Here is a 23,716-nt window from a genome sequence, read left to right as displayed (position 1 = left end):
CTCCGTTCATTCATGCGCTGCGGACGCGGAAGACCTGCCGCAGGTAATCGAGGAAGGTCTGGTCATCGCAGAGCGTCTTTCCAGGCGCATCGGAGAGCTTCGCGACCGACTGTCCGTTGCACCGGACCAGCTTCATGACGATGTTGAGCGGCTTCGGTCCGAGGTCGTTGCTGAGGTTGGTCCCGATGCCGAAGCCCACCGGCACGCGCTGCGCGAAGTGCGTGTGCAGGCGGAAGGCCTCGTCGCAGTTGAGCCCGTCGCTGAACACCAGTCGCTTGGTGAACGGATCGATGCGCAGCGCCGCGTAGTGCGCGAGCGCCTTCTCGCCCCAGACCACCGGATCGCCGCTGTCGTGCCGCAGGCCGTCGAACAGCTTCGCGAAGTACAGGTCGAAATCGGCGAGGAACGCATCCATGCCGATCACGTCGGTGAGCGCGATGCCGAGGTCGCCGCGGTACTCCTGCACCCAGCCTTCCAGCGCGGCCTTCTGCGAGAGCCTCAGCTGCACGCCCACTGCCTGGTAGGTCTGCAGATACTCGTGCGCCATCGTGCCGATGGGGATCAAGCCGTGGCGACGCGCCAGCTCGACGTTGGACGTGCCCTTGAAGACCGAGGGGATCTCACGCTTCAGCGTCGCGACGACCTCGTCGTGCCAGTCGCCGGAGAAGCGCCGGCGCAGGCCGAAGTCGAAGAACTCGAAGGGATAGGCGTCTTCGCCGAGCGTGGCCGGCACGGCCGCCGCGTAGTCGCGCAGCCGTTGCGTCTTCGCAGCGAGCCGCGCGCGGCCTTCGGCCAGCACCTCGGCCTCGCGACCTGCGCAGAGGCGTCGGAAGTACAGCTCGTTCACGATGGCGAGCACGAAGATCTCGAAGGCCATCACATGGACCTGCGGGCCCTTCGCGACGATGAGCAGTTGGCCCGCCTCGGTGCCCTCGCCCGGCCGCACGTCGATGAACCGGCGCTGGAAGCGGAAGATGCGCAGGAAGTCGATGAAGTCCGACTTCATGAAGCGCAGACCGCCCAGGTAGGCGAGTTCCTCATCGCAGAAGCTCAGCGTGCAGAGGTGGTCCAGCTCGCGGTTGACCGCGTCGCTGAGCTCGCTCAACGGGAAGGCCGGCGTGTTGCGGCAGACGAAGCGGTACTCGGCGTCGTTGGCGGGGAACGCGTGCAGCAGCGTCTGCCACATCGTGAACTTGTAGAGGTCAGTCTCCAGCAACGAGCGGATGACGGGGACGAAGGTCGTGTCGGAGGTGTCGTTCATGACATCGCTCCGCTCAAGCCGACAGCAGGCCGAGCGCCTGCGCCGCGGTCATCGTCCGGACGCCGAGCGCGCGGGCGCGGGCTACGAAAGCCGTCGCGCCGGACTCGAATCCGCCGACCGGGCTCATCGCATCCTCGATCAGCACGATGCGTGAGAGCCGCTCGGCGCTCATCTCGGCGAAGAGATCCTCCGCCGTCGCCGCCACGCAATGGCTGCTGGCTTCCCCGGCGATGAAGGTCAGTCCCGGGAAATCGACGATGCGGTCGACCAGCGCGCGGTTGGTCTGCGTGCGCGGATCGTTGGCGATGGGCACTTCGGCGCGCACGGCGCTGTACTGCTCGGTCATCGGGTTCTGGCCCTTGAGGACCTTCTCCACCGTGCGCAGCCGCGTCGCTTCCCAGCGGCCCAGCGCGGCGGCGAGGTCGCCATGCACATTGTGGCCCCAGGTGCCAACGACGCAGTGCGTCGGCCACACCATCAGGATGTACTTCTTCGGGCTGGCCTCGAGGGCGTCGAGGTAACTCAGGACCTCCTCACGCAGCGCGGCGTCGCGCGGCGCGAAGCGCCCGGCGCGGACGTCCCCGGCCTTGATCTGCGTGAAGGGCGCGACCGGTTGCGGCGCGCCTTCCCCACCCGGCTGTTGCCAGAACGCCGGCCGTTCGATCGCGTAGACCGGGTGCGAGTCCAAGGTCACGACGATGTCCGCGATCGCGCCGCCCGCCTGATCCACCAGCGCGGCTAGGCGCTTCATGTCCGCGTCCGCGCCGGTCACCGGCAGCGTTGCGCCGTCGATGTCACAGAAGTCGTTCTGCGGGTCGACGATCAGCAGTTGGAGGGGCTGGGTGCGTGAGGTGGTCATGAGAACTCCGATTCCGTCTTTGTCATGTCGTGGCGCCAGCATACCCAACTTCGTGCTTGTTTGCACTAAGTGAATCGTGGGGCGACGTCCAGGGATGCAACGAGCTGTAGCCCGGTGTGCGATTGATTCCAGGATCCGTTCAATGAGGAACCTCAAGGCGGCGGATCGAAGCGGCGGTTTGACGTCCGGATTCCTTGCCGCTCATAATTCGTGCCTTTCCGCACTAAGAAGAACAAGCCCGTGGACTTCGAACGCCCCATCGTCACCGTCGACATCGTCCTGCTGACGCTGCGCGAGGGCGCACTGCATGCCGGTCTTGCGCAGCGGGACAAGGCGCCGGCGCTCGGCGCGTGGACGCTGCCGGGCGGCTGGGTGCACACGGATACCGACCAGGACGCCGACGACGCGGCCGCCCGCATCCTGCGCGAGAAAGCCGGACTGGTGTCGCCGTATCTGGAGCAGCTCAGGACCTTCTCGGGGATGCATCGCGATTCGCGCGGATGGTCACTGTCGGTCAGCTATTACGCGGTGGTGCCGACGGACGTGGAAGTCTCCGCCGGATCCGGCGCTGCGCAGGGCGAGCGCTTCCGCTGGGCGGCCGTCGACAGTCTGCGCTCCCTGCCTTTCGACCATGCGCAGATCCTGAAGACGGCGGTCGAGCGCGTGCGATCGAAGACGCTGTACTCGTCGCTGCCGGTGCACCTGATGCCGGCCGAGTTCACGCTCGGCGAGCTGCAGCGCACCTATGAGCAGGTGCTGGGCGCCGAGCTCGACAAGCGCGGCTTCCGCCGTCGCATCGACGAGCTCGACGTGATCGAGGAGATCCCCGGCGCCTTCACCAGCGGCGGCAGCCACCGGCCGGCGCAGCTGTTCCGGAAGAAGGCGCATGCGCCGGCGTTGAAGACGGTGCAAAGCAATCTACCGGTAGGCTGAACGTCGAAGACAATCGACGCGCCGATCTCTCGTCCCCTTCGTCGTGCTCACCGCGCGCTCAAGCCCTTGAGCAGCGCCTCGTGGAATTCCTTCGGCGACTCGACCTGCGGCGAATGACCGAGCGCCGGGAACTCGATCAGCGACGCGCCGGGAATCATCTTCGCCGTCGAGCGGCCCAGCGTCGCGTAATCGCCGAGCTTCTCCGCGATCTCCTTGGGCGCACGGACCGCGCCGGGCGCGGTGCGGTCCTTGCCGCCGATCATCAGCAGCGTGCGCACCTGCAGCCGCGGCAGCTCCTGCACCACCGGCTGCGTGAAGATCATCTCGGACGTCTGTGCCTGGTTCCACGCGACCTGCTCGCGGCCGGGTCCCGCGTACTGGCCGGCGGACATGCGCACCCAGCGGTCGTATTCCGGCTTCCACTGGCCGTTGTAATAGAAGCGCAGCTGGTAGGCCTTGATGGTCTCCGCGGTCGTCTTGAGTTCCTGAGCGTAGAGCTGGTCGATCGACGCATACGGCACGCCGGCGGCTTGCCAGTCCTCGAGGCCGAGCGGATTGACGACGACCAGTTGCTCCACCTGCGTTGGATACGCGAGCGCGAAGCGCATCGCGAGCATGCCGCCCATCGAGTGGCCGATGACCGTCGCCTTCGCGATGCCCAGCGACTGCAGCAGCGCCTGCGTGTTGGCCGCGAGCTGGTTGAGGCTGAACTGGTAGCCGGTCGGCTTGCTCGAGGCGCAGAAGCCGATCTGGTCCGGCGCGATGACGCGGTAGCCCGCGCTGGTGAGCACGCTGATCGTCTGCTCCCAGGTCGCGCCGCAGAAGTTCTTGCCGTGCAGCAGCACCGCGGTCCGGCCGTTGGGCTGGCCCGTCGGCGCGACGTCCATGTAGACCATCTCCAGCGCCTGCCGCTGCGTGGTCAGCTTGAAGCGCTGCTGCGAATGCGGGTAGTCGAAGCCTTCCAGGCGCGCGCCGTAGGCAGGTGCGGAGACAGGTGCCGAGCCGGGGGCGCTCTGCGCATGGACGGACAGGGCGAGCACCGCGAGCGCGGTGGCGAGCAAGGTCTTCTTCACGGGGAACTCCAGGAGAAAAGGGGAACGGCGCGCCGCAGCGAGCAAGTGTCGTTCCCTCTCTGGTCCCGTGCGTGTCCCGGGGACTTCAGCGCTGATCGAGATAGCCGAAGCTGCCGTGGTCCCGGATCTCTTCGGCGGCCAGGCGCGCGGCCTTCATCGCGTGCCGGAACAGCGACATCGCCAGGCTGACGCGCTTCACGCCGGCCTCGCCGAGTTCGCGCACCGTGAACGAGCGCCCCGGGATGCCGGCCATGAAGTTCACCGGCTTCGTCACCGATGCGCAGACCCGGCGCACCGCGTCGAGGTCCGGCAGCAGCGGCGCGAACAGCACGTCGGCGCCTGCGCGCTCGAAGGCCTGCAGACGGCGGATCGTGTCGTCGAGGTCGTTGACGCCGTGGAGGAAGTTCTCCGAGCGCGCCGTGACCAGGAACGGGAACGGCAGCGCGCGCGCCGCCTCGACCGCGGCGGCGACACGATCGACGGCGAGATCGAAGTCCAGGATCGGTGCCCCGCCCTCGCTCGATGAATCCTCGATGGAGCCGCCGACCGCGCCCGCCTCCGCCGCGAGGCGGATCGTCAGCGCGCAGTCCTCGGGCCGATGGCCGAAGCCGTTGCCCAGGTCGGCGCTCAAGGGCAGCGGCGTGGCGCCCGCGAGCAGCCGGACGTGGGCCAGCGTCTCTTCACGCGTGAGTTGACCGTCGCGGCGACCCACGGCCTCGGCCGCCGCAGCGCTCGATGTCGCCAGCGCGGCGAAGCCCGCCTCCTGCAGCATGCGCGCCGAGGCGATGTCCCACGCGTTGGCGATCACGAAGGTACCGGGGCGCTCATGCAACGCGCGCAGCGCGGCGGCTTTCTCAGCCAGGGATTCGGCCAAGGTCTCGGGGGTGTGATCGGCGGTCGTGGACGGGGTGCTCATGACGGGCCTCCTCGGTGGGTACACGCCGGATCCTAGGCCGCGCTGCTGCCGCCGTCTGGCAGCAATCGGACCTGTTCCTCCGCCGGTCGCGACCTCCGCCTACCTCCAAAAGGGTGGCGACCTCGCCACGGTTTTTGCGCGATCCCCCTACGAACGGGGCGGTTCGCGCGGCCTGCGCACCCTAGGCCCCATCCACAATATTGCGAACCATTCGCATTTGATAACGTATCGCGTTACGCCGAATTTCTGATCTCCCCGTCTCCCTGTTTCTCCCCCGTCTCCCTGTTTCTCCCCGTCCCGGTCCACACCATGTCCAACACCGCTTCCCGCGCCGCCGCGCCGCGCCTGTCTCCGATTTCCCTGTCCATCCTGGCGCTGCTGGTGCCGCTTGCGGTCCAGGCGCAGACCGCGCCCGCCGACGCGAAGTCCTCGATGGGTGCGTCGACCGCCGCTGGCGACGGCACCCAGAAGCGGCTGCTGGACGAAGTCGTCGTGACCGGCGTGCGCAAGAAGACCTTCGCGCCGACGACCGTGCGTGTCGGCGCCTTCCGCGACCAGGACCCGCTGGACGTGCCGCTGACCAACAACGTCATGTCGCGCGACCTGCTGGACGCGCAGGCCGCGCAAGGTCTCTTCGACGCGCTGAAGAACACCGCCGGCGTGACCCGCTCACAGGTCAGCGGCTCCACCTACGACAACCTCTCCATCCGCGGGATCATTGTCGAGAACCGCAGCAACTACCGCCTCAACGGCAACCTGCCCGTCGTCAACCTGATCGACATCCCGCTCGAGAACAAGGAGCAGGTCGAGGTGCTCAAGGGCGCGTCGTCGATGTACTACGGCATGGTGCCGCCGTCGGGCATCGTCAACTTCGTGACCAAGCGCGCCGGCCCGACGCCGGTGACCTCGCTGACGACCACCGTCAACGACCACGGCGGCGCCAAGGTCCACATGGACATCGGCCGGCGCTTCGGTGAAGAGCAGAGCGTGGGCCTCCGCGTCAACGCCGCGACCAGCAAGGAAGAGACTGGGATCGACCGCTACAAGGGCGACCGCGACGTGCTGACCCTGGCCGCCGACTGGCGCGCGACCTCCTGGGCCAACTTCAAGCTCGACGTCGAGCACTACCGCAAGAACACCAGCGAACAGGCCGGCATCCAGCTGCCCGCCGCGGTGAACGGCGTGATCACGCTGCCGCGCGTGCCGGACAACAAGACCAACCTCGCGCCCGAATGGGCCCGCTACGACGCGCAGGCCAACAACGTGCTGCTGCGCGGCGACTTCGCGCTGAGCGAGGACTGGGTGCTGAGCGTCGAGACCGGCCGTGCCCAGACCGAACGCGACCGCAACAACACGACCTTCATCAACTACAACCCGCAGACCGGCGCGGGCACGGCCAGCGTCAACACGCTGAAGGGCCAGAAGTACACCAACACCAACCACCGCGTCGAGGCCATCGGCCGCTTCGACACCTTCGGCGTGGGGCATGAACTGACCCTGGGCACGACCTACAACCAGCGCGAATCCGCCGGCTGGACCAGCGGCACGGCGACCGCGCCGCAGAACCTGTACGCGCCGGTCGACATCGCGCAGCTGAACCCGACGCTGCGCCAGGCCGGCTTCCCGTCCGAGATCAACGACCGCGGCCTGTACGCCTTCGACCGCGTCTCCGTCGGCGAGCAGTGGCAGTTCCTGGCCGGCGTGCGCAAGACCGTCTACCGCAGCGAAGCGACCAGCCCCACCGCGCCGGTCAGCGTGTACCGCGCCGACAAGGTGACGCCCAACTTCTCGGTGATGTGGAAGCCGATGAAGAACCTGAGCGTCTACGGCAGCGTGCTGCGCGGCCTGGAAGAGACCGGCACCGCGCCGCTGACCGCGGACAACGCCGGCCAGGTGCTGTCCCCGGCCGTCAGCAAGCAGCGCGAGCTGGGCGTGAAGGCGCGCGTGGGCGAGGTGCTGCTGCAGACCGCGGTGTTCCAGACGGACCGCGCGCTGACGACGACCATCAACCGCGTCTACCAGATCGGCGGCGAGGCGCGTTACCGCGGCCTGGAGTTCTCCGCCAGCGGCGAGATCGGCCGCGACTTCGCGATCGTGGCCTCGGCGCTGCTGCTGGACGCCGAGATCACCAAGGTCGGCACCACCAACGCGGGCGAGCTGGGCCAGTCGCCGGAGAACACGCCGAAGAACACGCTGAGCCTGTTCGGCGAATACCGTCTGCCGATGGTGCCGGGCCTGTCGCTGAACGCCGGTGTGTACCACTTCGGCAAGCGCGCGGTGAACAACCTCAACCAGGGCTGGGTCGATGCGTATGAGACGCTCTCGATCGGCGCGCGCTACCAGTTCCGCGTCATGGACAAGACGGTCAACCTGCAGGCCAACGTCGACAACCTGACCGACAAGGACTACTGGAGCACCGCCGGCAACAACCTGCTGGGTGTCGGTGCGCCGCGCACGGTGCGCCTGACCGCGAAGATCGATTTCTGATCGCCGGCCCCGGGGAGCAACGAGCCATGGCTCTGATGACCGCGCGCCGCGTGTGGATGTGGTTGCACCGCTGGTTGGGACTGACGCTGGGGATGCTGCTCGCCGCGGCGGCGCTGCTCGGCTCGCTGATGACGGTGCTGCGCCCGCTCGACGAGGCGATGCATCCGGAACTCTTCCGCGCGCCCGCGCACGATGCGGCGCAGGCGGTCGTCGCGTCGAGCACGCCGTTCGAGACGCTGCGCCGCCGCGTGGCCGATGAATTCGGCCCCAAGGCGACGATGACGATCCGTCCGCCGCGCGAGGACGGCGAATCGCTGCGCGTGGCCGTCCGCTCGCCGGGCTGGGCGGGCACGGTCTATCTGGACCCGGTCAGCGTCGTCGAGCTCGGCCGGCGCGGCGAGACGGAAGGGGTCGCCAACTTCATCTTCGAGCTGCACAGCGAGCTGCTGCTCGGCGACACCGGCAAGGCGACGCTCGCCTTCACGGCGCTGGCGTATCTGCTGCTCCTGCTCACCGGCCTGATCCTGTGGTGGCCGATGAATGCGGCGCAGTGGAAACACGCCTTCAAGCTGAAGCTGGACAAGGGAACGACGCGCAGCCTGTTCGACCTGCACCGCTTCGCGGGTGCGGTACTGGGCCTGATGATCGCCGTGACAGTCGCGAGCGGCGCGTGGATGGCCTACCGGCCCATCGGCGGCTGGCTCAACACGCTGGTCGGCGACGTCGCGCCCAAGCCGCCCAAGATCGAGAAGACGACGGGCGAGCGCGTGCCGCTGGACCTCGTCGTCGCCGAGGCCCGCATGCGCTGGCCGGGCGCGATGCTCGGCTTCGTCCAGCTGGGTGCCGCGGACACGCGGCCGGTGCGCCTGCGCTTCAAGCTCGCGGGCGATCCGCATCCGAACGGGCTGTCCTCGATCTGGGCGCATCCGGTCGACGGCCGCGTGCTCGGCCAGCAGCGCTGGGACGATCTCGACCTCGCGGTACGGTCCACCGCGTGGATCTATCCGCTGCACGCGGGCGAGCTGTTCGGCCTGCCCAACCGCGTGATCACCGGGGTGCTCGGGCTGGCATTGTTCGGCATGGGCGTCACCGGGGCGTGGTTGTGGTGGCGTCGGCGGCGTTGAGCCGCCCGATCAGCTCGTCGATGCAGCGCGCAACCTCGTCGTTGTCGGGGTCCGCATCGAAATAGTGCGTGTGCGCACCGCCGCCGATGCAGAGTTCCTTGCGCGGCGGGTCATCGAGCGCGACGGCGCCCGGTTCGTAGAAGGCCGCCCCGCGTTGCACGCCCTCCGGCGCCGGCTGCCAGATCCACCGCCCCACGTAGTCGCCTGCCGTGAACACGTTGGTCCACCGGTCGACGCCGAGGTCACGGATCTCCGGTCCGTCCAGCACCCAGCGATACAGGTCGGGGAAGCGCGCCGCATAGAGCTGGCGCAGCGGGCTGCCGGCGGTGAACAGGTGGACTTCGATCTCCTCCAGCCATCGGCCGAGCACCGCCGCGCGGCTGGCGTCATCGCGCCGGCCGCGGTAGGCCAGGTAACGCAGCAGATCGGCCGTGATGACCGTGCCCTGGCTGTGCGAGACGATGACCACGCGCGTCGCCCCTTCCTCCTTCAGGTGCTCCAGCAGCGCGACGTAGCGGGCGAAGATGCGCGCGCGCGGGATCGCGCCGCGCGGAAACTCGCGCAGGTAGTTGTCGATGTCCAGCATCGCGTCCAGCGGCGCGCGCAGCCACGGCGCGTACTTGGACAGCGTGCGCCCCAACAGCGACAGCGCCCCCAGCGCCGACACCGACCCGGTGACGAAGGGCGCGAGCATCGTCTGCGACTGCAGGCCGCCGATGATCAGCAGCAGCTTCAGTTCCGCGATGAAGAACGGCGCGATCAGCTGCGTCGCCTCCGCCAGCAGCAGCAGCCCGATGACGATGCCGATCACGGCGCTGACCAGCGCCACCAGCGACACGAAGTCCTCCAGCCGCTCGTAGCCGCCGGTCAACCAGCGGCCCAGGTCGCTCGCGCTGCCCACATCCCGCTTCAGTTCCGCCATCACGCTGGGCACGAGCATCGACAGGATGTAGAGGATCAGCGCGAACAGCAGCACCGCCACGGCGCAGAAGCTCGCCGTGCTGTAGACGTAGCGCAGCGTCAGGAAGCTCTCCGCCGGCAGCACGCGAGCGCTCAGCGGTTCCAGCAAGAGCTGGAAGCCCCAGAAGTCGGCCGCCACCTCCTGCTGGAGCTCGAACAGCCAGGGGTGGTAGCCCCATTTGCCGGCCGCGTTCTCGAGCACCTGGTGCGAGGTCGCCCAGATCACCATGCCGACCGCGGTGAACGAGGTCATCGACACGAACAGCCCGAGCCGGGCGGTCGTGACGCTGGCGCGGGCCTCGGGCCCCAGCCCGGCCTGCCGCACACCCCGGAAGATCCAGAACAGCAGCAGGAAGGCGGCGACGCCCCACCAGACGTAGCTGCCCAGCAGCGACACCTCGAAGGCGCGCAGCGCGGCCTTGGTCCACCAGACCCAGACGTCGTCCTCCGGCGCGAGCGGCCCGGACGGCACCGCGGCGTAGCCCGGCGGATCCTGCGCCGGCGGGAACACCGACGGCGCGTCCCACATGGTCGCGGCGATGATGGCGTAGCTCGCGGCGAGGAACACCAGCCCCACCTGGCGCGTCGACACGAAGCGCCGGTCGGCCAGGCGCAGCCCGGCATCGCAGAGCACGGCGAGCAGGACCAGCACCGCCAGTCCGAGCACCCACGGCGTGGCGTAACCGAGGTACAGGACGGCGCCGGCCAGCGCCGCCTCCAGCACCAGCACGACCCGCGCGGGCCAGGACCTCACCCATCGATAGGCCAGCCACCACGCGGCCAGCACCGGCCCCGCAACGGCCAGCACCAGCTTGGCGGAGTTCGCCGTCGATCCACCGCCGCCCGATCCCGCGGGCGCACCGCCGTTGAGCACCGACATCAGCACGATGAAGAGCCCGGTCAGCACCGATTGCAGGAACAGGTTGGACAGCAGGTGCGCGAAGGACCAGTCCAGCGCCGTCTGCAGACGCGACAGGCGTCTCCAGCCCCGCTGCGCCGCCGCCGGCGCCCGCGCGACCTCGGCGCCCTTGCGCGCCTGGTCGATCGTGTCACGGGCGAGCTTGGACAGCCGGAACAGGATGGTGAACAGCTCCGTGAGGATGGGCGGCAGCGCGCTGGACAGGCGCGACAGGTCGGCCCAGTACATCTCGTGGAAGTCGATGCGCCGCGCCGGTTCGTCCGCCGCGTTCGCGTCGGTGCGGGTCAGCCAGATGCGCCGGCACTCATAGGGTTCCGCCGGCGTGCCGCCCCGCTGCGCCTTGAACAGCAGGTAGTCGGTGAAGGCGATCCCCTGGTCGGGCCGATCATCCGAGCGGACCTTCGAGCGGACCTCCGACCGATCCTCCGAGCGGCCCGCCGGCTGCTCCTCGCGTCGCGCCGGCACCGCCGGCGTCGTCCGGACCGAGGCTTCATAGGTGGCCACCTGCGCCCGGAGTTCGCCGTGATGCTCGCCTCGCGCGGCCTTGTCCAGCCACCCCGGCCGCTGGAAGTCGGAGCGCAGCGACTGGCGCAGCGCCTTCATGGCGGGCGGGGTCTCGTGGGGATCGGGCGTCGCCGGCACGCTGCCCTCCAGCGGCGGCACCTGCAGCATCAGGCAGTCCGAGGCCGCTTCGCTGTAGCGCACGCCGTCCGGGGGTCTCGTGGTCAGGAGCGCGGCCAGCGTGCGGACGGTGTCCCCCGGCGCCTGATCGGCGACGCCGTGCACCGTGACGACGGCGGTTCGCTGGCGCGGTCGCGACGGCGCCTGGGCAGGAAGGCTTTTCCGCTCCCACGTCCGCACGCGTGCACGGCGTGCGCCGAGTGGATCGCGCTCGTCCGGCGCGGTATCAGCCATGGTGGTTCCCTCCCCACGATTCCCAGCATCGTGACACCGGGGCACGGCGCTCGTCACGCCTTTCCCCCAAGAGAGGGACACCCGTCGCTCCTTGTGCCGACGCCGTTCCCTCACGGCACGGCAGCTTTTCCCGATGCCGGCACCCCCGAGCAAGACCCGGCCCCGCACCCCGCGTTCGAGCGTCCCCGACGACGGCGACGGACTCACCCGACCCCGGGACTCCCATCTGCCCCGATGGGGCGCCACCGCCTCCCTCACCCCGGTGCGCCCCACCTGATGCCGCTGTACCACCTGCCGCCTTCCCCCATCCCGCCGTCGCCGGTCGGGATGCCTCCCACGCCTTTCGGACTGACCTCGTCCGACGGAAGCCTCGACCCCGCCTCCCCTCCGACCGCGTCGAACGCGTCCTCCACGCCCGACGCACCGGGCGAACGCGCGCTCGAGCGTCGCTGGGCGCGGTCCATCGCCACGCATGCGCTGTGGTCCCGGCAGGCGCCCGTCGTGCCGCTGCTGCTGGACTGGCTGCGCGACGCCGAGCCCATCGCCCGGGCGCTGGGCCCGGCCATGTGGCGGCACTTCGCACAGCATCTGTTGCAGCACGCCAGCACCCGCGACCTGCGCGCGATGGGACTGGACGAGCGCGTCGAGTCCCGCGTCTGGAGTTCCTGGCCCGAATGGCGGACCGCCGGCTTTCGCATTGCGGACGCGCCCGGTCGGCTGCACCGGGCCGTCGTCTGGTGGGAGGACGGACGAGCGCCTGAGTACCCTGACGCCGACCGCGTCTTCGAGATGCCCTATGGCGCGGCGCTCTGGCTGGACGGCCGTCTGCTGCCCTATCCGCAGGAGCTGAACTTCGGCTGCTCGATCAACGGTTCGGGCGAATGGATCGACGACCGCTACTTCGTCGTCGACGTCGACGGTCCGACGGAGCATCCCGACTACGTCGAGGAGCTCGCCAACGGCCGGGGCTCGGTGCTGAGCCTGCTGGTGGTCGACGCGCGGCACCGGACCTGCCACCTGCTCAACCCGCGCGCCCATGAACCGTGGCTGCGGCCGCGCATCAGCGTGCAGGACGACGGCCGCTGGCGCATCGATCCCGGCACCGACGCCGGCGACGCCGACACGCTGTACGACGAGGACGCCGACCGGCCCGCCATGCCGTCGCGGCTGATGCTGCCCTCGGACCTGCCGCCGGCTTCCATCGAGGCCGAGATCCCCGACGACGAGGCGGAGCCGCGCTCCCTCGCGCCGGCCTGGCGCCATGTCGTCGACGCCTGGAACAATGACCGCGACCGGCTGGTCGGCCTGCTCGGCGAGATGAACTACGAACTGGCCCTGGACAGCTTCCGCGACGCCGCCTTGGGCTGGCGTTGAGGCTGGCGATGAGACAGGCGCTGAGGCTGGTGAGCGCCGGCCGCCTCCCGGCAGCAGGCCATGAACTGTTCCGCCGCCGGCGACTGGCGGCGGGCGCGCATCGTCAGCAGGCCCACGGGCGGCAGCTCGATCGGCACCTCGATCGGCAGCGCCTTCGCCAGCCCTTCCTTCGCGAGGTAACGCGCCACGTTGTCGGCCACGAAGGCTGCCGCGCCGCGCTGACGCAGGAAGGTCAGCGTGACCAGGAAGGACGCGCTCTCGACGATGTCGCTCGGCGGATCCAGCTGCTGTGAATAGAACATCTGGTTCAGCTTGATCCGCGACGAGGCCCACGGCGGCGGCATCACCCACGGCATGCGGGCCAGCTCGGCCCACGGCGCCCGCTTCGACTTGCGGGCCGTCGCCAGCGGATGGTCCGGCCGCACGACGATGCGCATCGCCTCCTCGACCAGGGGCTCGGTCGCCAGGTCCGGCGCCGCGTAGCCCGGCTCCAGCCGCGCCACGATCACGTCGAGCTCGCCCACCCGCAGCCGCGGCAGCAGGCGCGTCAGGTCGCCCTCCTCGATGTGGACCGTCGTCAGCGACGAATGGCGCTTGAGCCGCTCGACCGCGCCGGCCACCAGGCCCGGCGTCGCCACCACCATCGCGCCCACGCTCACCCGCCCCGCCGCGCCGCTGGCTACGGCATCGATCTCGTCGCGCGTGCGCGCGAAGTCCGACAGCACCGAGCGCGCGAAACGCACCACCGCCTCGCCGAAGGGCGTGGGCTCGGTGCCGCGCGTGGAGCGCGTGAACAGGTCCAGGCCGAACATGCGCTCGACCTCGGCCAGCGACTTGGACACCGCCGGCTGCGTCTGCGACAGGAACTCCGAGGCCCGGCCAAGATGGCGGAACTGGTCGAGCGCCACCAGCATCTGCAGATGCCGCAGCTTCAGGTTGGAACGGAGGACGCGATCGATCTGGCTCATGGGTCGATCTTAGGAGCTTGGCGACGCTTCATTCCGCTCATGACATGAAGACAGTCCGGTTCTTCAATTGAGTCGCATGGAGCGGATGACCACAATGCATCGCACAGAGACCTCGCGGCGACGGGCCAAGCGCCCAGAGCCCAACGAGGCCCCAGCCCACGATCCCGATCGGTGCGAGCATCGATCCTGAGCCAGGAGACAAGACATGACCATCCGCATGGACCGCCGCCGCGTCCTGCTCGCCGGCGCCGCCGGCCTCGGCGCCAGCGCCCTCGCGCTGCCGCGCATGGCCAACGCCGCCGCCTATCCGTCCGAGCGCGCCATCACCTTCATCTGCCCCTGGCCCGCCGGCGGCACCGCCGACGTGACGATGCGCTCGCTGTGCATGGCCGCGGGCAAGGTCCTGGGCCAGACCATCATCATCGAGAACCGCGCCGGCGCCTCGGGCATGCTGGGCACCAAGGTGCTGTCGACCTCCAAGCCCGACGGCTACACGATCGGCCAGGTGCCGATCTCGGTGACCCGCTTCGCGCAGCTGCGCACCGTGCAGCTGGATCCGCTCAAGGACTTCACCTACCTTGCCCGCGTCAACGGCCAGACCTTCGGGCTGGTGGTGCGCGCCGACTCGCCGTGGAAGACGCTGGCGGAGTTCGTCGCCGCCGCGAAGGCCAAGCCCGGGATGATCAATTACGGTAGCGCCGGCATCGGCGGCGCCACCCACGTCGGCATGGAGGAGTTCAACCTGCTCGCCGGCATCCAGCTCAACCACATCCCGTACAAGGGCGGCGCCCCGGCGCTGCAGGACCTGCTGGGCGGCCAGGTGGACGCGGTGGCGGACTCCACCTCGTGGGCGCCGCACGTCAAGTCCGGCAAGCTGCGGCTGCTGGTCACCTGGGGCGCGACGCGCACCAAGGACTTTGCCAACGTGCCCACGCTCAAGGAAGCCGGCTACGACCTGGTCGTCGACGCGCCCAACGGCATCGGCGCGCCCAAGGGCATGGACCCGGCGGTCGTCGCCAAGCTGCGCGACGCCTTCCGCAAGGCGGCCGCGGATCCCGATTTCATCGCCACCTGCGACCGCATCGACTCGCCGGTGATGTACCTCGACCAGCCCGACTACGAGAAGTACATCGCCGCCACCTACCGCAAGGACACGCAGCTGATCGAACGCCTGAAGCTGCGCGAACTGCTGGCGAAGGGCTGAGCATGACCGCGACTGGGACCGTCGTCGGGACCGCCACCGAGCCGGTGACGTCGGCAGGCGCCACCACCTCCGACGCGGTCGCCGCCGCGTCGGCCGCGATGGCGACCTCGTCGCCGCTGCTGCGCCTGCATCGCGACGACAACGTGCTGATCGCACGCCAGGTGCTGACGCTGGGCCAGGAGCTGCCGGAATTCGGTCTGCGCCTGAAGGCGCAGGTTCCGGCCGGCCACAAGATCGCGGCGCGCCGCATCGCGGCGGGTGAGCCGATCCGCAAGTACAACGCCGTGATCGGCGTCGCCGCGCGCGACATCGAGCCCGGCGACTACGTCCACGCGCACAACATCGCGCTGGTCGAGTTCGACCGCGATCCGGCCTTCGGCGCCGACGTGAAACCCGTCGACTACCTGCCCGAGTCCGAGCGCGCGACCTTCATGGGCATCGTGCGCGCCGACGGCCGCGTGGCGACGCGCAACTTCATCGGCATCCTCGCGTCGGTGAACTGTTCGTCGACGGCGATCAACCGCATCGCCGAGCACTTCACGCCGGAGCGGCTGAAGGACTTCCCCAACGTCGACGGCGTGGTCGCCTTCGCGCAGACGACCGGCTGCGGCATGTCGTCGCCGAGTCCCCACTTCGACCTGCTGCGCCGCACGATCGCCGGGTATGCGAAGCATCCCAACCTGGGCGGCGCGCTGATCGTCGGCCTCGGCTGCGAGCGCAACCAGGTCGCCGGCCTGATGGAATCGCAACACCTGGTCCCCGGCGAAACGCTGAAGACGCTGGTGATGCAGGACACCGGCGGCACGCGCGCCACCATCGAGGCCGGCATCCGCGCCGTCGAGGCCATGCTGCCGATCGCCAACCGCGTGACGCGGCAGCCGGTCAGCGCAGCGCACCTGAAGATCGGGCTGGAGTGCGGCGGCTCGGACGGGTTCTCCGGCATCGGCGCCAACCCGGCGCTGGGCGCGGCGATGGACATCCTCGTGCGCCACGGCGGCACCGCCATCCTGTCTGAGACGCCGGAGATCCACGGCGTCGAATACATGCTCACCCGCCGCGCGGTCACGCCCGAGGTCGGCCAGAAGCTGCTCGACCGCCTGGCCTGGTGGGAGGAGTACACCCGCGGCCAGAACGGCCAGTTCAACGGCGTCGTCGGCCCCGGCAACCAGGCCGGCGGGCTCGCCAACATCTTCGAGAAGTCGCTGGGCTCCGCGATGAAGGGCGGCACGACGCCGCTGCAGCAAGTCTACGAATACGCCGAGCCCATCGAGCAGTCGGGCTTCGTGTTCATGGACTCGCCGGGCTACGACCCGGTCGCGGTCACCGGCCAGATCGCCAGCGGCGCGAACCTCATCTGCTTCACCACCGGGCGCGGCTCGATGTTCGGCTCCAAGCCGGCGCCGACGATCAAGCTGGCCAGCAACACGCCGATGTTCACGCGCCTCGAAGAGGACATGGACATCAACTGCGGGCTGGTCATCGACGGCGCGCTGACCATCGAGCAGATGGGACAGCAGATCTTCGAGCACATCCTGCGCTCAGCCTCGGGCGAGCTCACGAAGAGCGAGCTCCTCGGCCTCGGCGACCACGAGTTCGTGCCCTGGCATCTGGGCATCGTGAGCTGAGCGACGCCTGCTCGACGCATCGCCGTCCAGGCCCTTCCCTCCTTCCTGATTCCGAGGTCTCCATGCAGACGCAGAACCACATCGCCGGTCGCTGGTGCGACGCGGCCGCGCGCGACCGTTTCCCGGTCGTCGATCCCGCCGACGACAGCCTCATCACCGAAGTCCCGGACAGCCGCGCGGACGACGCGCTTGCCGCGGTCGACGCCGCGCACGCGGCCTTTGCCAGCTGGCGCACGGTGCCGGCCAAGCAGCGCGCGACGATCCTCAAGCGCTGGAACGACCTGATCCTGCGCGACCAGGAGCGCCTCGGCGCGTTGATCTCGCAGGAGCAGGGCAAGCCGCTGGCGGAAGGCCGCGCCGAAGTCGCCTATGCCGCCAGCTACGTCGAATGGTTCGCCGAAGAGGCCACGCGTTCCAACGGCGAGGTGATCCCCGCGCCCGTGCAGGGCCGACGCATGCTGGCGTTGCGCGAGCCGGTCGGCGTCGTCGCCGCAATCACGCCGTGGAACTTCCCCGCCGCGATGATCGCCCGCAAGATCGCGCCGGCGCTGGCCGCCGGCTGCACCGTCGTCGCCAAGCCGGCCGAGGACACGCCGCTGACCTCGCTCGCGCTGGTGGAACTGGCCGTCGAAGCCGGCCTGCCGCCGGGCGTGCTCAACATCGTGTGCGCCTCGCGCGAGCGCACGCCGGAGGTCGTCGACGTCTGGCTGGCCGATGCGCGGGTCCGCAAGATCACTTTCACCGGCTCGACGCCGGTCGGCAAGCACCTCGCGCGCGAATCGGCCTCGACGCTGAAGAAGCTGTCGCTGGAACTCGGCGGCAACGCGCCCTTCATCGTCTTCGACGACGCCGATGTCGACGCGGCCGTCGAAGGGTTGATGGCGGCCAAGTTCCGCAACGGCGGCCAGACCTGCGTGTGCCCCAACCGCGTGTTCGCGCAGGCCGGCATCCACGACCTGTTCGTCGAGAAGCTCGCGGCGCGCGTCGGCGCCTTGAAGGTCGGGCCGGCCAGCCGCGCCGACTCCCAGATCGGTCCGATGATCAACGCCCGCGCGCTCGACAAGATCGAACGCCACGTCGACGACGCCGTCGAGCACGGCGCCCTGGTCATCACCGGCGGCGAGCGCGTGCGCAACGACATCGCGACCGGCCCTAACTACTTCGCTCCGACCGTGCTGACCGGCGCGACGACCGAGATGCTGCTCTGGCACGAAGAAACCTTCGGCCCCGTCGTGCCGGTGTTCCGCTTCGAGTCCGAGGACGAGGTCGTCGTCGCCGCGAACGACACGCCCTTCGGTCTGGCGGCCTACTTCTACACGCGGGACATCGCCCGCGCCTGGCGCGTCGCCGACGCGCTGGAGAGCGGCATCGTCGGCCTCAACGAAGGTGCGATCGCGGCCGAGTCCGCGCCCTTCGGCGGCGTCAAGGAATCCGGCTACGGCCGCGAGGGTTCCACGCACGGGCTCGACGACTACCTCCACATCAAGTACGTTTGCCAGGGAGGCTTGTCGTGAGCACGTCCATGAACTTCTCCAACACCTTCAAGCAGGGCCTGGCCGCACGCCGGCCACAGGTCGGCTTGTGGCTGTCGATGGCCCAGGCCTACAGCGCCGAGGTCTGCGCGACTGCCGGCTTCCAGTGGCTGCTGATCGACGGCGAACATGCGCCCAACGAGCTGACCAGCACGCTGCAGCAGCTGCAGGCGGTGGCGCCCTACCCGGCGCATCCGGTGGTGCGCGCGGTCAACGCGGACAAGGACGGAATCAAGAAGCTTCTGGACATCGGCGTGCAGACGTTGCTGGTGCCGATGATCGACACCGCCGAGCAGGCGGCGGCGGTGGTCGCCGCGACGCGGTATCCGCCGCTGGGCGTGCGCGGCGTGGGCGCCGCAGTGGCGCGTGCGTCGCGCTGGGGACTGCGGCGCCAGTACCTCGACGAGGCTGATGACGAGGCGTGTGTGCTCGTCCAGGCAGAGACCGCGACGGCGCTGAAGAACCTCGCGGCGATCTGCGCCGTGGACGGCGTCGACGGCGTGTTCATCGGGCCGGCGGACCTGGCGGCGTCGATGGGCCATCGCGGCAACCCGACGCATCCCGAAGTCCAGGCGGCGATCGACGACGCGATCCGCACCATCGTCGCCAGCGGCAAGGCCGCCGGCACGCTGACCGGCGACGCGAAGCTCGCCCGCCACTACCTGTCGCTGGGCGCGAGCTTCGTCGCCGTGGGCATCGACGTCACGCTGCTCGCACAGGCCACGCGGCGCCTTGCGGCAGACTTCGACCTGGCCCCGCCGCAACCGGCGCCGACCGGCTCGCCCTACTGAACTCCAGTTGAATTCACGATCGAAAGCACGACCATGAGCAAGACGTACAAGATCGCCGTCATCCCCGGCGACGGCATCGGCAAGGAAGTGATGCCCGAAGGGCTGCGCGTGCTGGACGCCGCCGCGAGGCGCTTCGGCATCCAGTTCGAGTTCACCCACATCGAGTGGGCCAGCTGCGACTACTACGCCGAGACCGGCCAGATGATGCCGGACGACTGGAAGGCGCAGCTGGAAGACCAGGACGCGATCTTCTTCGGCGCGGTCGGCTGGCCGGCGACGGTGCCGGACCACATCTCGCTGTGGGGCTCGCTGCTGAAGTTCCGCCGCGAATTCGACCAGTACATCAACCTGCGTCCGGTGCGGCTCTTCGAAGGCGTGCCCTGCCCCCTGGCCAACCGCAAGCCGGGTGAGATCGACTACTTCGTCGTGCGCGAGAACACCGAGGGCGAGTACACCAACCTCGGCGGTGTGATGTATGCGGGCACGGATCGCGAAATCGTGATCCAGGAGTCGGTGTACTCGCGCTTCGGTGCGGACCGGGTGCTGAAGTACGCGTTCGAGCTGGCGCAGAGCCGCGATCGCAAGCACCTCACGGTGGCGACCAAGAGCAACGGGATCGCGATCTCGATGCCATGGTGGGACGGCCGCGCGGACGCGGTCGGCGCCGGGTATCCGTCGGTCACGGTGGACAAGCAGCACATCGACATCCTCAGCGCGCGCTTCGTGCTGCAGCCGGGGCGCTTCGACGTGGTGGTCGCGTCCAACCTGTTCGGCGACATCCTGTCGGACCTGGGGCCGGCGACGACCGGCACCATCGGCCTGGCGCCGTCGGCCAACCTGAATCCGGAGCGCAACTTCCCGTCGCTGTTCGAGCCGGTGCACGGCTCGGCACCGGACATCTACGGCAAGAACATCGCCAACCCGGTCGCCATGATCTGGTCGGGCGCACTGATGCTGCAGTTCCTCGGCGAGCAGGCCGCGCATGACGCGATCCTGAAGGCGATCGAGAAGACGCTGGCGTCAGGGCCGCGCACGGGTGACCTCGGCGGCACGGCCAACACGACGGAGATGGGCAAGGCGATCGCCGAACTGATCTGAGTCGCAAGAGGTCCGCTTCACTTCCACCGCCGCTGGCCCTCACCCCTGCCCTCTCCCGCAAGCGGGAGAGGGAGTAAGAGAGACCGAGCGCAGTAGCGCGAGGGGCTATAGCCAACCGGCCTTGCGGAAGCGCCAGAACAGCACGCCGCACGTCGCGGCGATGACGCCGAGCGCCACGGGATACCCGAAGCGCCACTTCAGTTCTGGCATGACTTCGAAGTTCATGCCCCAGATGCCCGCGAAGGCCGTCGCGGCCGCGAAGATCCCGGCCCAGGCCGCGAGACGCTTGGTCGTCTCCGAGTCCTCGATGGCCGCCATCGACAGGTGGACCTGGATGACGGTGGTCGCCGTATCGCGAAGCGAGTCCAGCGCGGACTGCATGCGCTCCAGGTGGTCGTAGACATCGCGGAAGTACTCGCGGGTGTCCTCGCAGACCGGCGGCACGCGGCCACGCACCAGCTTGCCCACGGCATCGAGCAACGGCGACACCGCATGCTTGACCACCGTCACGCGCTGCTTGAGCTCGTACACGCGCCGGATGTTCTCGCGCGTCACGCCCGGCTCGAAGATCTGCGACTCGATCGCCTCGAGCTCCGTCTCCAGCGCCTCGATGACCGGGAAGTAGCGGTCCACCACCGCGTCCATGATCGCGTACATCACGAAGCCGGGACCGCGCTTGAGCATGTGCGGCTCCTTCTCCGCGCGGGCGCGTACGCCCAGCAGGCTCTGCGCGACGCGGTTTCGGATCGACAGCACGAAGTTGTTGCCGACGAAGATGGACACCTCGCCGGTGCAGAGCTCGTCGGTCGGCGTGAACTGCACCGTCTGCATCACGGCGAACAGCGTGTCGCCGTACTCCTCGACCTTGGGCCGCTGCTGCCCGTGCAGCGCGTCCTCGACGGCGAGTTCGTGCAGGTCGAACTCCTCCTTCATCGCGAGGACTTCTTCCGTCGACGCATCGCGCAACGCGACCCAGACGAAGCAGTCGGGCAGCTTGATGTACTCGCTGATGTCTTCCGGCCGGATATCGGCCAGCCGGCGGCCGTCGCGGTAGGCGACGCAGTTGATGAGCATGGGATGTCTCGCTTGTTCTTGAATGCCGGAACGCCCAGGCAGAGATGCCCAAGCGTAGCCCGTTCGGCATCAAGGTCGCATCAAGAGAAACCGAGGGGAAAGCCGCCCAGTTCGGGGGCTGACGTCGGGGCTGGGTTCGAGGGCTCAGTCAGGCAGCAGTTCCAACACCTCGTCGCCGAGGCCGTCGCGCTCGCCGGTGGCGCGCCAGCCGAGCCGCCGGTAGAAGCCGTGCGAGCGATGCGCCGGATTGTCCGAACAGCCGAGGAACAGGCGCCGATGCCCCAGCCCGCGCAGATGCGCGACGGTGCGCTCCAGCAGCGCACGGCCGAGGCCGTGGCCCTCGTGCTCGGGCAGCAGCGCGAGCACGACGATCTCGCCGCTGCCGGCGTCGCCGAAGCAGTAGCCGGCCAGCACGCCGCCGGACTCGGCGACGAAGCCCGGCAGTTCGCCGTCGCGGACCTGGCCGGACCAGGACGCCTCGGTGATGCCGAGCTCCGCCAGACGGGCGGCAGGCACGGCGTTCTCGCGCGTTCGGCCGCGCAGCTCGATGCAGGCGGCGATGTCGGCAGGATCGGCGGGGCGGATGAAGAAGCTCATGGGTCTTCGCGGTTCAGCAGGTCGAGATAGGCGGTGTACACGAAGATCGGCTCGCCGGCCGTTCCGCATAGCCGGCGGATCATTCCGAGATCCACCAGCACCGCGACGCCGCGATCGATCGATGCCGCATCCTGCTCGTTAAACGCGGTGATGTCCGCGCGTCGTGCGACCGGCCGGTTGAACAGCGCGTGGTGCACGCGCAGCGCGTCCTCGTTGCGACTGGCCTCTCGCCGGATGCGCGCGCCGTCTGCGGTGTAGAGCTGCATGATCGACACGGCCAGATTGACCGCCTCCGTCGAAGCAACCTGCACGCCACCGGCAAAGAACCACAGCCACTCCTCCCAGTCGCCATGCTCGCGCACCTGCTGGAGCAGCTCGTAGTAGTCGCCCCGGTTCGCCTTGAAGTAGAGCGACAGGAACAGCAAGGGCTCGCGCAGGACGCCGTCGGCGACGAACATCAGTGGAATGAGGAGTCGACCGAGCCGGCCATTGCCGTCGAGGTAGGGGTGGATGGTCTCGAATTGGAGATGCGTCAACGCGGCCTTCCTGAGCGCCGGATAGCGCTCAGGCTGGTCGTTGATGAAGCGTTCCAGGTCGGACAGACACTGCGCGACGCGGTGAGCAGGCGGCGGCACGAAGGTGGCTTCCTGCGCCGATCGTGCGCCGATCCAGTTCTGCGTGCGGCGGATCTCGCCCGGCGCCTTTCCCATGCCTCGTCCGTGCGTCATCAGACGCTGGTGCATCTCGTTCATCAGTCGCGTGCAGATCGGCATGCCTCGGCGCAGTTGATCGATCCCATGCTCCAGAGCGGACACGTAGCAGGACACCTCCCGCGCGTCGTCCACGGGCACGCCCGGCGCGCCATCCGCCTCGTACAACATCAGGTCCGCCAGCGAAGACTGGGTACCCTCGATCCGCGACGACAGCACCGCTTCCTTGCGGATGTAGCTGTACAACAGGACGGAGGTATCCGGCATCAGCACCGACATCCCGTCCAGCCGGCCCAATGCGAGGTTCGCCTCGTCCAGACGGCTCTCGAGATCGATGTCGAGGATCAAGGAGGGTCGTGGCGGCAGTGGCGTGGGCACAAAGGCCTGGCACACCTCGCCCCCGGCAACCGAATATTCATGGCAACCAGCAATTCCGCGTCGCATACAGGCTCCGTCATGAAGAAGCCCGCGATGCTCCGCTTCCCAGCGGATCTTTCAATGACTGGAATGCGCTAGGACACTACCCGTGTCGGTCGCCATTCCACGAGCCTTCCGCCCGCCATCACGCCGATCCAGTCGCCCATGGCCTCGGCTTCTCCGGGATCGTGCGTGACCATCAGCGCGGTCTGGCCGGCCGAGCGCAGGATGTCGCGCACCTCGACGACGAGCCGGTCCCGCGTGGCCGCGTCGAGGTTGGAGAACGGCTCGTCGAGCATCAGCAACCGCGGCGACGGCGCCAGCGCGCGGGCGAGCGCCACCCGCTGCTGCTGCCCGCCGGACAGCTCGTGTGGCATGCGCGATCCCAGGTCATCGAGGCCGACCAGCGCCAGCAACTCGCGCACGCGGCGATCGCGCTCGGCACCTGTCCGGCGACGCAGGCCGAAACCGACATTGGCGGCCGCCGTCAGATGCGGGAACAAGGCGATCTCCTGGAACAGCAGACCGACGCCGCGGTGCTCCGGCTCGAGGTGGACGCCAGGGCCGGACAACACGCGGTCGTCGAGCAAGACCCGACCCTCCCTCAACGGCTCGAAGCCGGCGATGGCGCGCAGCGCCGTGCTCTTGCCGCAACCCGACGGTCCGAGCAGACAGGCGATACCGCCCAGCGGCAGCGTCAGCGACAGGCCGTTCAGGACCTCGGCGTCAGCGCCTGGATAACGGACGTGGATGTTCTCGAGCGTCAGCGTGGTCATGTCGGCGTGTTCATGGCAGTGAGCGCGACGGGATGCGTTTCCGCGGTGGAGAGATCGGACGCAGGCCGCGCCGGCGACGCCGGGCCCGCCGGCTCCCGGCTGA

The 23,716-nt window shown here is 69.1% G+C and carries 19 protein-coding genes; 9 read left to right on the top strand and 10 right to left on the bottom strand.

Annotated elements, in window-relative coordinates; all coding sequences use genetic code 11:
• Positions 1-10 precede the first annotated feature (10 nt).
• Both pncB and VF536_RS14050 read right to left on the bottom strand, forming a co-directional pair.
• Positions 11-1,261 (bottom strand): nicotinate phosphoribosyltransferase, encoded by a 1,251-nt coding sequence (pncB, locus tag VF536_RS14055; RefSeq protein WP_331615477.1) that lies wholly within the window; start codon positions 1,259-1,261, stop codon positions 11-13.
• Between the two features lie 13 nt (positions 1,262-1,274).
• On the bottom strand, positions 1,275-2,120 hold the full coding sequence (locus tag VF536_RS14050) for a cysteine hydrolase (protein ID WP_331615475.1): 846 nt from the start codon (positions 2,118-2,120) through the stop codon (positions 1,275-1,277).
• Between the two features lie 240 nt (positions 2,121-2,360).
• Between VF536_RS14050 and VF536_RS14045 the strand changes: the two genes are divergently transcribed.
• Entirely contained in the window at positions 2,361-3,053 is a 693-nt protein-coding gene (locus VF536_RS14045) for an NUDIX hydrolase (protein WP_331615474.1), read from the top strand.
• A 47-nt stretch (positions 3,054-3,100) separates the two neighbouring features.
• Here the strand turns inward: VF536_RS14045 and VF536_RS14040 are convergent, their stop codons facing one another.
• Together VF536_RS14040 and VF536_RS14035 are read right to left on the bottom strand one after the other, a co-directional pair.
• The gene (locus VF536_RS14040; protein WP_414710372.1) at positions 3,101-4,126 is read right to left on the bottom strand and encodes an alpha/beta fold hydrolase; all 1,026 of its coding nucleotides are present in this window, start codon (positions 4,124-4,126) and stop codon (positions 3,101-3,103) included.
• A gap of 85 nt (positions 4,127-4,211) precedes the next feature.
• Positions 4,212-5,042: an isocitrate lyase/phosphoenolpyruvate mutase family protein gene (locus tag VF536_RS14035; protein ID WP_331615473.1), complete on the bottom strand. Its 831-nt coding sequence runs from the start codon at positions 5,040-5,042 to the stop codon at positions 4,212-4,214.
• Between the two features lie 309 nt (positions 5,043-5,351).
• Here VF536_RS14035 and VF536_RS14030 point away from each other — a divergent pair, with 309 nt between their 5' ends.
• Together VF536_RS14030 and VF536_RS14025 are read left to right on the top strand one after the other, a co-directional pair.
• The gene (locus tag VF536_RS14030; RefSeq protein ID WP_331615472.1) at positions 5,352-7,529 is read left to right on the top strand and encodes a TonB-dependent siderophore receptor; all 2,178 of its coding nucleotides are present in this window, start codon (positions 5,352-5,354) and stop codon (positions 7,527-7,529) included.
• Positions 7,530-7,555: 26 nt separating this feature from the next.
• Positions 7,556-8,653, top strand: coding sequence for a PepSY-associated TM helix domain-containing protein (locus VF536_RS14025; RefSeq protein WP_331615471.1), 1,098 nt, complete (start codon positions 7,556-7,558; stop codon positions 8,651-8,653).
• Here the strand turns inward: VF536_RS14025 and VF536_RS14020 are convergent.
• On the bottom strand, positions 8,616-11,447 hold the full coding sequence (locus VF536_RS14020) for a hypothetical protein (protein ID WP_331615470.1): 2,832 nt from the start codon (positions 11,445-11,447) through the stop codon (positions 8,616-8,618). The genes VF536_RS14025 and VF536_RS14020 overlap by 38 nt on opposite strands.
• A 276-nt stretch (positions 11,448-11,723) precedes the next feature.
• Here VF536_RS14020 and VF536_RS14015 point away from each other — a divergent pair, with 276 nt between their 5' ends.
• Positions 11,724-12,821 (top strand): hypothetical protein, encoded by a 1,098-nt coding sequence (locus VF536_RS14015; protein ID WP_331615469.1) that lies wholly within the window; start codon positions 11,724-11,726, stop codon positions 12,819-12,821.
• On the opposite strand, the gene VF536_RS14010 is transcribed toward VF536_RS14015, so the two are convergent.
• Positions 12,770-13,789, bottom strand: a complete 1,020-nt coding sequence (locus VF536_RS14010) for a LysR substrate-binding domain-containing protein (RefSeq protein WP_331615468.1) — start codon at positions 13,787-13,789, stop codon at positions 12,770-12,772. The genes VF536_RS14015 and VF536_RS14010 overlap by 52 nt on opposite strands.
• 205 nt (positions 13,790-13,994) lie before the next feature.
• Between VF536_RS14010 and VF536_RS14005 the strand changes: the two genes are divergently transcribed.
• The 5 genes from VF536_RS14005 to VF536_RS13985 all read left to right on the top strand — a co-directional run bounded on the left by VF536_RS14005 (position 13,995) and on the right by VF536_RS13985 (position 20,039).
• On the top strand, positions 13,995-14,993 hold the full coding sequence (locus tag VF536_RS14005; protein WP_331615467.1) for a tripartite tricarboxylate transporter substrate binding protein: 999 nt from the start codon (positions 13,995-13,997) through the stop codon (positions 14,991-14,993).
• Between the two features lie 98 nt (positions 14,994-15,091).
• The gene (locus tag VF536_RS14000; protein ID WP_331615493.1) at positions 15,092-16,618 is read left to right on the top strand and encodes an altronate dehydratase family protein; all 1,527 of its coding nucleotides are present in this window, start codon (positions 15,092-15,094) and stop codon (positions 16,616-16,618) included.
• A 62-nt stretch (positions 16,619-16,680) separates the two neighbouring features.
• A complete protein-coding gene (locus tag VF536_RS13995) occupies positions 16,681-18,132 on the top strand; it encodes an NAD-dependent succinate-semialdehyde dehydrogenase (protein WP_331615466.1) in 1,452 nt (483 codons plus the stop codon).
• Between the two features lie 8 nt (positions 18,133-18,140).
• A complete protein-coding gene (gene hpaI / locus VF536_RS13990) occupies positions 18,141-18,941 on the top strand; it encodes a 4-hydroxy-2-oxoheptanedioate aldolase (protein WP_331615492.1) in 801 nt (266 codons plus the stop codon).
• Between the two features lie 33 nt (positions 18,942-18,974).
• On the top strand, positions 18,975-20,039 hold the full coding sequence (locus tag VF536_RS13985; RefSeq protein ID WP_331615464.1) for a tartrate dehydrogenase: 1,065 nt from the start codon (positions 18,975-18,977) through the stop codon (positions 20,037-20,039).
• Positions 20,040-20,144: 105 nt separating this feature from the next.
• Here the strand turns inward: VF536_RS13985 and corA are convergent, their stop codons facing one another.
• The 4 genes from corA to VF536_RS13965 all read right to left on the bottom strand — a co-directional run bounded on the left by corA (position 20,145) and on the right by VF536_RS13965 (position 23,613).
• Entirely contained in the window at positions 20,145-21,113 is a 969-nt protein-coding gene (gene corA / locus VF536_RS13980) for a magnesium/cobalt transporter CorA (RefSeq protein ID WP_331615463.1), read from the bottom strand.
• Between the two features lie 144 nt (positions 21,114-21,257).
• Positions 21,258-21,710 (bottom strand): GNAT family N-acetyltransferase, encoded by a 453-nt coding sequence (locus VF536_RS13975; RefSeq protein WP_331615462.1) that lies wholly within the window; start codon positions 21,708-21,710, stop codon positions 21,258-21,260.
• Entirely contained in the window at positions 21,707-22,768 is a 1,062-nt protein-coding gene (locus VF536_RS13970; RefSeq protein ID WP_331615461.1) for a Fic family protein, read from the bottom strand. Before VF536_RS13970 ends, VF536_RS13975 begins: the two co-directional genes overlap by 4 nt.
• 164 nt (positions 22,769-22,932) lie before the next feature.
• Entirely contained in the window at positions 22,933-23,613 is a 681-nt protein-coding gene (locus VF536_RS13965) for an ABC transporter ATP-binding protein (RefSeq protein WP_331615460.1), read from the bottom strand.
• Positions 23,614-23,716 lie beyond the last annotated feature (103 nt).

It is taken from the genome of Roseateles sp. (genome assembly GCF_036486225.1).
In the GTDB taxonomy this organism is placed as follows: Bacteria; Pseudomonadota; Gammaproteobacteria; order Burkholderiales; family Burkholderiaceae_C; genus Roseateles.
The sequence above is the reverse complement of the archived record's forward strand: the minus strand, read 5'-3'. Positions and strand labels throughout refer to the sequence as shown.

What these genes read in the sequence shown, in the direction of transcription:
- pncB (WP_331615477.1), bottom strand. Translation starts at nt 1,261, where the DNA reads ATGAACGACACCTCCGACACGACCTTCGTCCCCGTCATCCGCTCGTTG.
- VF536_RS14050 (WP_331615475.1), bottom strand. Translation starts at nt 2,120, where the DNA reads ATGACCACCTCACGCACCCAGCCCCTCCAACTGCTGATCGTCGACCCG.
- VF536_RS14035 (WP_331615473.1), bottom strand. Translation starts at nt 5,042, where the DNA reads ATGAGCACCCCGTCCACGACCGCCGATCACACCCCCGAGACCTTGGCC.
- VF536_RS14030 (WP_331615472.1), top strand. Translation starts at nt 5,352, where the DNA reads ATGTCCAACACCGCTTCCCGCGCCGCCGCGCCGCGCCTGTCTCCGATT.
- VF536_RS14025 (WP_331615471.1), top strand. Translation starts at nt 7,556, where the DNA reads ATGGCTCTGATGACCGCGCGCCGCGTGTGGATGTGGTTGCACCGCTGG.
- VF536_RS14020 (WP_331615470.1), bottom strand. Translation starts at nt 11,447, where the DNA reads ATGGCTGATACCGCGCCGGACGAGCGCGATCCACTCGGCGCACGCCGT.
- VF536_RS14015 (WP_331615469.1), top strand. Translation starts at nt 11,724, where the DNA reads ATGCCGCTGTACCACCTGCCGCCTTCCCCCATCCCGCCGTCGCCGGTC.
- VF536_RS14010 (WP_331615468.1), bottom strand. Translation starts at nt 13,789, where the DNA reads ATGAGCCAGATCGATCGCGTCCTCCGTTCCAACCTGAAGCTGCGGCAT.
- VF536_RS14005 (WP_331615467.1), top strand. Translation starts at nt 13,995, where the DNA reads ATGACCATCCGCATGGACCGCCGCCGCGTCCTGCTCGCCGGCGCCGCC.
- VF536_RS14000 (WP_331615493.1), top strand. Translation starts at nt 15,092, where the DNA reads ATGGCGACCTCGTCGCCGCTGCTGCGCCTGCATCGCGACGACAACGTG.
- VF536_RS13995 (WP_331615466.1), top strand. Translation starts at nt 16,681, where the DNA reads ATGCAGACGCAGAACCACATCGCCGGTCGCTGGTGCGACGCGGCCGCG.
- hpaI (WP_331615492.1), top strand. Translation starts at nt 18,141, where the DNA reads ATGAACTTCTCCAACACCTTCAAGCAGGGCCTGGCCGCACGCCGGCCA.
- VF536_RS13985 (WP_331615464.1), top strand. Translation starts at nt 18,975, where the DNA reads ATGAGCAAGACGTACAAGATCGCCGTCATCCCCGGCGACGGCATCGGC.
- corA (WP_331615463.1), bottom strand. Translation starts at nt 21,113, where the DNA reads ATGCTCATCAACTGCGTCGCCTACCGCGACGGCCGCCGGCTGGCCGAT.
- VF536_RS13975 (WP_331615462.1), bottom strand. Translation starts at nt 21,710, where the DNA reads ATGAGCTTCTTCATCCGCCCCGCCGATCCTGCCGACATCGCCGCCTGC.
- VF536_RS13965 (WP_331615460.1), bottom strand. Translation starts at nt 23,613, where the DNA reads ATGACCACGCTGACGCTCGAGAACATCCACGTCCGTTATCCAGGCGCT.